The organism is Pseudoalteromonas atlantica, from assembly GCA_007988745.1.
Taxonomy (GTDB): domain Bacteria; phylum Pseudomonadota; class Gammaproteobacteria; order Enterobacterales; family Alteromonadaceae; genus Pseudoalteromonas; species Pseudoalteromonas atlantica.
On sequence record BJUT01000090.1, the window covers coordinates 1 to 7,489 of the forward strand.

General features: G+C 38.3%; 9 protein-coding genes and 1 pseudogene. 4 read left to right on the top strand and 6 right to left on the bottom strand.

The genetic code is table 11. The annotated features are described in order from the left end of the window. Window positions 1-95: 95 nt before the first annotated feature. Window positions 96-593 carry a lactoylglutathione lyase family protein gene (locus tag PAT01_RS19530; protein WP_318299776.1) on the bottom strand — a complete coding sequence of 166 codons (498 nt, stop codon included), beginning with the start codon at window positions 591-593 and terminating at the stop codon, window positions 96-98. Window positions 594-671: 78 nt separating this feature from the next. Further along, window positions 672-752, bottom strand: a pseudogene (locus tag PAT01_RS20310) (twin-arginine translocation signal domain-containing protein); the annotation flags it as partial. Between the two features lie 521 nt (window positions 753-1,273). Between PAT01_RS20310 and PAT01_RS19535 the strand changes: the two are divergent. Further along, window positions 1,274-2,194, top strand: coding sequence for a hypothetical protein (locus tag PAT01_RS19535; RefSeq protein WP_064386661.1), 921 nt, complete (start codon window positions 1,274-1,276; stop codon window positions 2,192-2,194). After that, window positions 2,188-2,742, top strand: a complete 555-nt coding sequence (locus PAT01_RS19540; protein ID WP_154946033.1) for a hypothetical protein — start codon at window positions 2,188-2,190, stop codon at window positions 2,740-2,742. The genes PAT01_RS19535 and PAT01_RS19540 overlap by 7 nt, the downstream gene beginning before the upstream one ends. A 262-nt stretch (window positions 2,743-3,004) precedes the next feature. Here the strand turns inward: PAT01_RS19540 and queE are convergent, their stop codons facing one another. Next, window positions 3,005-3,670: a 7-carboxy-7-deazaguanine synthase QueE gene (gene queE / locus PAT01_RS19545; RefSeq protein ID WP_055255637.1), complete on the bottom strand. Its 666-nt coding sequence runs from the start codon at window positions 3,668-3,670 to the stop codon at window positions 3,005-3,007. 145 nt (window positions 3,671-3,815) lie between these two features. Here queE and queC point away from each other — a divergent pair, with 145 nt between their 5' ends. After that, window positions 3,816-4,472, top strand: coding sequence for a 7-cyano-7-deazaguanine synthase QueC (gene queC, locus PAT01_RS19550; RefSeq protein ID WP_004589469.1), 657 nt, complete (start codon window positions 3,816-3,818; stop codon window positions 4,470-4,472). A gap of 100 nt (window positions 4,473-4,572) precedes the next feature. Here queC and PAT01_RS19555 read toward each other — a convergent pair whose 3' ends face one another. After that, window positions 4,573-5,022, bottom strand: coding sequence for a methyltransferase family protein (locus PAT01_RS19555; RefSeq protein ID WP_154946034.1), 450 nt, complete (start codon window positions 5,020-5,022; stop codon window positions 4,573-4,575). A gap of 344 nt (window positions 5,023-5,366) precedes the next feature. On the opposite strand from PAT01_RS19555, the gene PAT01_RS19560 reads away from it, so the two are divergent. Next, on the top strand, window positions 5,367-5,609 hold the full coding sequence (locus tag PAT01_RS19560) for a hypothetical protein (RefSeq protein ID WP_024034198.1): 243 nt from the start codon (window positions 5,367-5,369) through the stop codon (window positions 5,607-5,609). Here the strand turns inward: PAT01_RS19560 and PAT01_RS19565 are convergent. Both PAT01_RS19565 and PAT01_RS19570 read right to left on the bottom strand, forming a co-directional pair. Then, a complete protein-coding gene (locus PAT01_RS19565) occupies window positions 5,606-6,643 on the bottom strand; it encodes a hypothetical protein (protein ID WP_154946035.1) in 1,038 nt (345 codons plus the stop codon). The two genes, PAT01_RS19560 and PAT01_RS19565, sit on opposite strands and share 4 nt — an antisense overlap. A gap of 101 nt (window positions 6,644-6,744) precedes the next feature. Next, complete coding sequence (locus PAT01_RS19570; RefSeq protein ID WP_154946036.1) at window positions 6,745-7,416, bottom strand: tRNA (adenine(22)-N(1))-methyltransferase; 672 nt, start codon at window positions 7,414-7,416, stop codon at window positions 6,745-6,747. Window positions 7,417-7,489: the final 73 nt, after the last annotated feature.

Genomic DNA, 7,489 nt, shown 5'->3' on the forward strand with positions numbered 1-7,489 from the left:
AATCAGCTATCAAAAATAGAAAAAGCGTTGCTCTAGGGCAACGCTTTTTTATTAGCGTTTATTGAATAAAGTACAGTGACTCGTTACATAATTAATTAACCATAAGCGCCACTTGAATATATAAGCTCGTAACTGTGGCTATAAATTTCTAAAATATTGCCAAACGGATCTTCCATGTAAATCATGCGGTATGGTTTTTCCCCTGGGTAATAATAGCGCGGCGCTTTCATACGCTTATTACCGCCCGCGGCCACTATTTTATCAGCGAGTCCTTCTACATCAGGGTCTTGTACGCATAAATGAAATATTCCCGTTTTCCAATACTCAAAATTATTTTTTGGGTTTTGCTGATTTTTAAATTCAAATAGCTCAACCCCCACCCTATCCCCTGTTGATAAATGGGCTATTTTAAAACTGCCCCACCCAGCACCAAATACATCAGTACACATTTCACCAATCGGTGATTTATCTTCTGTTATTTGTGTGGGTTTCATAATTAAATACCAGCCCAGCACCTCAGTATAAAACTTAACCGCTTTTTCTAGGCTTGGCACTGACACACCAATATGCGAAAACGTGCGCGGATAAGGCATTGGCGAATCAGCTAAGCCATTTGCTTGCTCGCCTTTATCAGCTGCTTGCAGGTTGGCATTAGCATTTAAACTTGTAAACAGCATAGGCAGCGCCGCCGCACCCAACCCAGCAGCCGATAACTTCATAAAGTCTCTACGATTTAGCTCTTTTTTACTCATGGCATGTTCCTTAACGGCAAAGGCGTTAAATGTAATTAAAGGAATTAATTAGCCATGATAAATGATTGTAGTGAGGACAAAAAATTATCAAATATGATATTAATGATTACGTTTTGTGATGGTGGTATGAGTTTTTAATAAGCCTAGCCACTATAGTTGAGCGGCTTATCATAGGCTTGGTATTCAAGAGCAATATAAAAAGGGATTAAAATATTTATATCAAAAAAAATAAATTACTTACTTTAAAAAGTACCATATGAGTTACTCATCACTTAAATTATTTTAGTAACTATCAACTAAGTTCCTAAACTTTTGGAAATGGTCACATGAACAACTTTAGTGTTTAATAATATATTATTAAACAGACACTTATCTATTGAGCATTGTTGATGTGGCTATTGTATTTCAGTGGATGGTAAATTTTGACTATTATTATACATTGGGGTTGTTTTAGACAATGCATCTTTTATAATGGGTACTAAATTAAAGGATTAAATTAATTACTTAAAGGATAAAAATGCATGCCAGGTCCATTTCTGAATTATCAACCTCACAATCATCCAAGTATCAACAAAGATAAACTGCGTTCGAATCTAGAGAGTGACTTTAATAAATACCAAACAGATATTTTTGTACTTACCCACGAAGAGTTTTTAAAACTCTGGGTGGCAGTTCAATCTGCGCGTGGAAAATCTCAAGCGGAAATTGAACAGTATCTTTCAGAAGTTACAGGCTTGTCTCTTGCTCAAATATCGTTAGCAAATGCTGCTACATTTGGCTCTGCAATAAAAGACACACCTTCTTTTTTAGCTATATATAACGACTTTAAGCGTTCAGGAAACATCTTTGGTAAATACGAGCCCATTACTCGCAATGGAAAGAAATATATCGTTTTTAAAGGTAATCACAAAGTTAGGACGATTCTTAGAGGAACAAGGTATCTTGCTAATAATACACAAGTAGTAAACGTTGGTGTAGGTAAAGAGGCTTTGAAACAAGGAGCTAAAAGCGGTTTTTATATTTCAGTATTTTTTTCTGTGACTCTGAATAGCATAAATTGGCTTTTTGAAGAGGATTATCGTTGGACAAACTGGTTGGCAACAACGAGTACTGATATCGTTAAAGCTGTTATAGGGGCACTGGCTGGTATTTTGGCAGGTATAGCACTTGCTAGTGGAACAGTAGCTGTTGTAGCTATTGGTTCGGGGATTATTATAGGGGTTATTGTAAGTATGGGACTAAATTCAATTGATGAAAGGCTTAAAATAACCAAATCATTCATAAAATATCTAGAGTATAAAGAAAGACAGTTAATGAAAACTACTGGAGAAGAAATTCATAGGGTTTATATAGCCACGGTAAACTCATTCCTGAAATCTATAAAGATCAAAGCAAGAAAAGATCTCAGCAGCTTTTTAAGTGAGCTAGTTAACCCATGGTAGATTCATTTAAGTTACGATTAAATAGTTTAGATCCTACTTTTATATTTGCTGTTGTGTTTACAATTCTATTAAGTGTTGGTATTACTTGGCTAATGATTTCTTATCTTTTTAGCGAAATAATACAAGGGATTTTATACCCATATAGTATTTATCCAATAATTGTTTCGTCTACCGCTGATATTTTAATGATTCCAGGCAGTATAGTTTTATGGCTGGGGTCATTTGTCGGTGTTTTTGATATTTTATCGAAGTTATTTAAAAAGCCTATTTATGAAAAAGTAAAAATGAAATTGGGACAAGCTGTTGGTGTAATGCTAGTGGTTTCAATAGTAACGCTTGTTGCGAATTATGTAACTTGGCAAATTGCAGCTCGCGCTAATGGTTATACCCAATGCGCGAGTGGTAGTAAGCTTTTAGTTGGAAGCAAAACGTCTTCAGTTTGGAGTAAAGAAGAGTATTTATGCTACGACTACAATGTAGACAAACTTTTACCTACAGGCACTCATGAGCAAGTGCTTGAGGTAGCTGAATATCTAAAGAAAGATTAAATTAAAAGCGTTGCTACCCTTGCTGAGCTTTTAGCAGAAACCAATTTATTTTTACGGTATTCAATTTTTTGTGTCGGATGGCGCTTCGCTTATCCGACCTACGTGTTTAAATACGCTGGTGTGGTGGTTTATATAAAGAGTGAGTAATGGGGTTATGGTGTTGGGTTTCGTTTCACCAAACCCAACCTTGTATCTACGGAATATAACTTAACGCCGAGCAGCTTATCGCTTACAGCTAAGCACTTACAGCTGCCCTTTCGCTTTAGCTAATCCCTAAATACTTATGTACTTGCACCGATAAGCGCCAGTTTTTGGCAATACAAGTGTCGATGGCTAATTTGGTGGCTGACACTTTTTGGCTGATTGGCTGTAAGTATACAAGCTTCGGGTTAACACCTGTTTTGGCAAATAGCGCTTCAAGCTCATCTACGTGCTTTTGCATCGCTACTGGGTGCTTTATCTCGTTGGCGCGCTTCATGGCGCTGGTAAGTACTTCGTAGCCGCCACGCATGTTAATTTTAGGCGATACGGTAACCCAGGTTTGCTCAGGGGCAAGTATTTCAAAGGTGCCGCTGGTTTCTATTTGTGTTGTAAAGCCGTTATCGTGCAATAGCTTACACACTGGGTTTAAATCGTACATACACGGCTCACCGCCGGTAATTACAACATGCTTGGCTGTATAGCCACGCGATTTAAACAGCTCAAGTACTTGCTCGGCGCTGGCATCGGCCCAATGATCTGAATCGGCTTTTTTTTCTACCGTTTCATCAAGCGATACTTTGTACACGTTATCGACTTCCCAAGTTTGTTTAGTATCACACCATGCGCAGCCCACTGGGCAGCCTTGCAAACGCAAAAATATTGAGGGTGTGCCGGTAAAACTTGCTTCACCTTGGATGGTTTCAAACACTTCATTAATTTTGTACAAAAGAGATCTCACTTACTGCCTAGCTGCAAAATTGCTACTATAAAAGACGAAAAAGCGCTGCCCAAAAATTGTTATTTAAGCTGCGGCCGTGTAGTATATCGCGCCCTGATATAAACCTCTATTAAAACTAAAGAGCAATCCAGATATGACGCAAAAAGTAGTTGTTATTTATTCCGGCGGTATGGATTCGTTTACCGTATTAAATAAAGCCTTACAACAAGGCCATGATGTTTATGCCCTTTCATTTGACTATGGTCAGCGTCATGTTAAAGAGCTTGAAGTGGCTGCAAATGTGTGTGAAAAGCTAAATGTTCCGCATAAAATTGTAGATATATCAGCTATTAACCAGCTTATTGGTGGCTCATCACTGACTGATGATATTGATGTACCAGAAGGTCATTACGAAGAAGAAAGCATGAAAAGCACCATAGTGCCTAATCGTAATATGATTTTGCTTTCACTGGCGGTTGGTTACGCTGTGTCTTTAAAAGCAAGCAAAGTATATTATGGCGCGCATTCGGGGGATCATGCTATTTACCCTGATTGCCGTCCTGAATTTGTGCAAAAAATGGATGATGTATGTCGTATTGCTAACTACGACGCTGTAGAAATTTTTAGCCCGTACTTAAATAACACCAAAATTGATATTTTAACCGATGGCATAAAAATGGGCTTAGACTACAGCCAAACATGGACTTGTTATAACGGACGCGAAAAAGCCTGTGGTAAATGTGGCGCCTGCCAAGAACGTTTAGAGGCATTTTCGCTTAATAACGTCACTGATCCAATCGAATACGAATAACCGCTAGTTACGGGGTTTTCAGTGAAAACACGGTTAATTTATTAGCGCTGAACGCAAAAAGGCTATCATCTCGATAGCCTTTTTTGTATTTGCTTGTAAATTACAACCAGCGTTTTACTTTGTTTTTATACTCTGTGAATTCTTGGCCAAATAATTTGCTAAGCGCCCGCTCCTCAGGAATTATTTGAAAAAACGTTAAATAAGCAATAAACCCAGCAACACATAAAAGTGCCCACAGCGAACTAAGCCAAATACCCCAGCCAGCTAAAATAAACGCAAAGCCTACATACATAGGGTTACGTGAAATTTTATATACGCCACTGGTTACCAACTTTGATGCTTGCTCAGGCTTATTTGGATTAACTGTGGTACGTGCAAGTTTAAAGCTTACCACTGCGGCTATACAAAATGCGCACCCCATAATGACTAAGCTTGCTGCTAAGTAGGCAATAAACGCTGTAAAATCAATCACACTGTAATGCGCTATTAACGCCATAATGCCTGCAAAAACGAGCACGACAATAACCGGAGGTATTTTATTATTTAACATAGCAACTCACTGTATTGATTATAAAATAAAGTTCTATAAGTCTGTAAACACTATACCCGTTTGCATTAATACACAATTAAATACAAGGTTAACGCTGGCATAGAGCGCGTTAAAACTGCAGATTAAAGCAACACAATAAAAATGTTGGCTTTAAAGTCACACGGTTTAATCTCAAATAGACTTATTAATTACGCCATTAGTTATTAAACAATAACGCAGGTGTATCAATGATGAACACAACTCCACGCTGCAATCGACAAATAAAGTTACAATTGTCAGGTTTAACCGCTGCTAAATATGGTTATACTTTATGCAACAGTTAAAACTATAAAAAGGAAGTGGTTATGTCAGGCACTACAATGATAGTACTTATTGTGCTTATATCGGTTGGCTCTGGGGTTATTTACGATATGTACAAAAAGCACCTTGAATTTAAACACAAAATGCAAGATAGCAACCAAGATGCAAATAAACAACTGGCCGAGGTAAGTGCGCAAGTGGTTGCTTTAAAAGAGCGCGTGCAAACGCTTGAGGCCATAGTGACAGACTCAAGCTACACCACAAAAGAAGAAATTAACCGCCTTTAAAAACGATATAAATGTGCATTTTCTGGCTGCTCTATACCGTGGGCAGCTAAAAACCCATCTATAGCTTGGCCGCAACCTTGTGGCGCACGCGAACTATCAATTTCAAAATTAAGCTTATTTGCATGTTGCTTGCCAAGCGAGCACAGCCCCAATACTTTTGGCGAGCGCATTGCCACACTTAGCGCACCTATTTTTTCTACGCAATTGTGTTTACTAAATCGGGCAAATCCTTGGTATTTAAATTGCTCACCCACATACTCATTACTAATATCAACCAGGGCATTAATAAAGCCATGTAAAAAGCTATTTGCGCTGCTATTACTGGTTAAAAATGCAAAGGTTTTATTATTAAATTCAGTAAGCTGGCAAGTATTGCAGTGTAATTTTAAGGTGTATAACCACTGCTGCGAGCTTATTTGCTGCATAGCACTTAGCGATATCTTATCACCTGCAAATACTACCCGTTTTAATAACTGCTCAATAGTATGACGCTCCTCATTGCCCTGCGGCGCGTGTGCAATAACAAGCTCTGCATTTTGTGCCATAACCGGTAAATCATGATGATTATTAAATGGCGTGCTGGTGGTATTATTGCTGTGAGTAAATTGAAACAGCTCTCTTACCTCGTGCTCTCGCGCTATTTTAAGCGCTAAAAACGCTGTTTGAATAAGCTCGGAGGTTGGTAAGTTTTCCTCTACTATCCAGCGTCTGCCAAACAGTAATTTTTTTGCTGTGCCCTCACCCGCGTAACTACTGGTTTTGTAATTATCGGGGCTGAGTACGGCAACTTGTAAATAAAGTTGCTGATCTTTTTGTGCAGCAAGCACTCTAAAGTGCGCTGAAAAATTAATATTTTCTAGTACTTGATTGACGCTTTGTAAGGTGTGTTTATAGCGTAAAAAGTGCTGTGGAACTATCCAGCTGTTATTAGCAAGTTGCACTAATGGAGCATACGAAATTGGCTGCTCGTAACTGTTTTGCCATTTTTGCTCTGCACTGAGCAGCGGCTCAATGCGACTTTTTTTATCTGACATACATAAACCAAATAAACTCGCGCAAGGCGATATAATCTATGTTGATGTTACGTTTTTGCGCCTTGCATTAGATCACACTATTAGCGCTAAATAAGCCATTTTTAAGCGTCGCTGAGTTTTTTATAATCTGTTATAACTTTTTGATAATAAAGCTCATCTTTATTAAGCATTTTATTATAATGAGTGAGTAATTGTTTAAAGTATTGCCTGTGCGATGCATTATTTAAATCCCACATGCTGTTACCGGTAGATGTGAGCAACGCTGTGCTACGTTGACTTACCTCTATAAGCTCATAATAGCGGTTGTTTTCAGTGATTAATTGCTCGCTCTCAAGGCCTAAGCCTAATTTGGCTAAACCACTGCGCAAATGATAAGTATGGTGTATAGGGCAAACTATAAAGCGGGTGCTTGCTACAGATGCAGCGCAATTGTTTTTAATAATGCCAGTAACAAGTTTTAGTAACAGCTCGCCGCCAACACCTGCAATAACTACAGTATTTAACGCATTTGGAACGAGCTTTATTTCTCTTACATCTTGGCAATGTACTTTATATTGCGCATCACTTGGCAGTGTTTGGCTAATATTTGTAAGATGCTCGCTCAGCTCGGCCATTATTTTATCTACCACATCGACAAAATTAACCTGTTTTGCAGCGCGGCGCTTTAATAGTGCAATGCCTAAGTAACCATGATCGCAGCAGCAATCCCAAATAACATCAGCGGGGTTAGTAATTAACGCATTAATTGCGTTTAAACGCTTACTCAGTTTCATTTAATACCAATTAGCTTAATTAAGTGATCTATTTTGAGGCTGGAAAAACGTGTTGATAGCTAGGCAAAAAATT